General features: G+C 76.8%; 1 protein-coding gene. It reads right to left on the reverse strand.

The window, feature by feature from the left end:
* Positions 1–1,603 (reverse strand): PAS domain-containing protein (locus FV230_RS28045; protein WP_147844691.1); only part of this gene is annotated, 1,603 nt, incomplete at its 3' end.
* Positions 1,604–1,692 lie beyond the last annotated feature (89 nt).

The raw sequence follows: 1,692 nt of genomic DNA on the forward strand, positions 1-1,692 counted from the left end.
CGCGGGCCCCGTCCCGGCCGGACACGCGCAGCGTCAGCAGACGGCCACCGGCGGCGGCGATGCGCGTCTCGGTGCCGAGCCCGGCGATGCCGGCACGCACCGCGTCGCGCTGCGCGGCCTCGAACAGGGTGTCGAAGCCGGTGCCGACCACCTCGCGGGGATCGCATCCGAACAGGCCGGCGGCGGCCCGGTTCATCGCGACGATGCGGGAGGCCGGGTCGAGGGTGACGACGCCGTCGTCGAGGGCGTCGAGGGTCGCACGCGCGTCCGCGGCGTGGCCGTCGCGAAACGACTGGGCGAGGCGTTCGGCCGCCCGCTCGCGGGCCGGATCGGCCTCGTCGACCACGCGCAGGATCATGCAGGTCGCCGGCTCTCCTCTCCAGGTCGTCGGCCCGCGCTCGATGGCGACCGGACGGCTGCCGCCCTGCGCGGTCTCGACGATGCGCGGGCCGGCGGAGGCGCCGGTACCGGCGACGCGGTCGGCCGGGGCAAGCCCGGGGAACAGGCGATGGAGGCCCGCGGCCTGAAGGCTCGCGAGGTCGGCGTATCCGGTGAGGTCGAGGAGGCGGCGGTTGGCCGCCAGCACCGCGTCGCCGCGGTGGATCAGCATCGAAAGGGGGAGGTCGTCCAGGGGCGGAGCGACGTCGTCCGGCTGCACCGGCGTCTCGGGCTCCGCGACCCTGGGCGTCGGGAACGGCATCACCGCTCCGCCCGCGCCGCGCGCATCCGCGGCGTCGGCCGGGTCCCGGATCTCGTCGTCGCCGGCGTAGCGGGCACCGAGCGCGCGGGCGATCTCGCGGAAGGCCGCGTGCTCGGTCACCGACAGGGCGGCGTCGGCGCCCTCCTGCACCGCGACCGGGCTTTCGCTGGGCGGGCTCTGCTCGACGGGCGCCGGCTCGGAGTCCGGCAGGACCGCGATCGGCGCAGGGGCGGCGTCGATATCTGGCACCGGCGCCGGGCCGCGGGCACCGGACCAGGGATCGCGCGCGAATGGATCGCCGGCCCAATGGCTGCCGAAGCGGGCGGCGGTGATCGTCGCCGGCGGCAACGCGGCCTTGCGGATGTCGGGCAGCGTGCGATCGGCTCCCTCGGAGCCCGGGCCGCCCGCCTCCGCGTCGGGCGGGGAGACGGCGTCGGGCAGCTGGGGATCGGGAACGGGGACGACCGGATCCGGACCGGCTTGCGCCGCATCGGTCGGGGGTTCCAAGGCTGCCGACGGTGCAATCACCGCGCGCACCACGCCGTACCCGCCCAATCCCGAGAACGTGTCGCCGCTGCGGCCGAGGCAGGCGCCGGACAGGTCGAGGGCGAGCGCACCGATCGGGCCGGCGTCCAGCACGGCCGGCAGTGCCCGAAACGTGCGCCGGGATCCGACCGCGGCGAGGAACGCGTCTGCATCGCGCAAGCGGCCGGCCCCGGCGAGGTCGGCCCAGCTGTGCCCGACGAGGCGCGGCGCGAGCGGCCCGAACGATGCCCCGGAGATCGTCGCGAGGCGGTCCGCGGCATCGCTCCGCCAGACGAAGCGATCGCCGGCCATGGGCACGACCGCGTCGCCCGGATCGAGCGCGATCGGCGCCGCGGCCGCGACCGGAGCGGCCGGCATGACGTGATCGTCCGGCCGATCCGTGGTCGCGGGCGGAACCGGGCGCGGGCGGAAGGCGGGGAGGGGACCGACCGCAATCAGGAGCAGGG

It is taken from the genome of Methylobacterium sp. WL6, from assembly GCF_008040095.1.
Taxonomy (GTDB): Bacteria; Pseudomonadota; Alphaproteobacteria; order Rhizobiales; family Beijerinckiaceae; genus Methylobacterium.